1 protein-coding gene is annotated in these 501 nt (G+C 43.1%); it reads right to left on the reverse strand.

Translation table 11 applies throughout. The annotated features are described in order from the left end of the window. The coding region (locus HX004_RS17695) for a reverse transcriptase domain-containing protein (RefSeq protein ID WP_286444193.1) at positions 1-501 on the reverse strand (501 nt) is incomplete at both ends.

Consider the following 501-nt stretch of genomic DNA (forward strand, 5'->3'; position numbering starts at 1 on the left):
ATCAGTGATGATAAGGTCATCCACATAGATCAAGGTGATCCCTCTATGTGTTCGTTTCACAAAAAGTAAAAAATCTACATTGGATATTTGAAATCCAATAGTAACAAGATACTCTCCGATCTTGTTTGACCATGCTCTTGGGGCCTGCTTTAAGCCATACAAGGCTTTACGTAACCTGCACACAAAATCTGGGTGTGCAACACTCTCAAAACCTGGTGGCTGCATCATGTAAACCTCTTCTTGCAACTCACCATGCAAGCAGGCATTCTTTACATCCATTTGGTGTAAAGACCATCCCTTAGCTGCAGCCATAGCAATGATTGCTCTCACTGTTGCCATCCTAGCAACCGGACTGAACGTCTCCTCATAGTCAATCCCATAGGTTTGTGCATAACCCTTGGCAACTAATCTTGCCTTGTACCTGCTCACTGATCCATCTGAGTTATGCTTTACTTTGTACACCCACTTACATCCAATTGCCTTCTTTTCCTTTGGCAAAGG

Origin of the sequence: Myroides sp. 1354, assembly GCF_030324495.1 — a bacterium.
Classification (GTDB): domain Bacteria; phylum Bacteroidota; class Bacteroidia; order Flavobacteriales; family Flavobacteriaceae; genus Flavobacterium.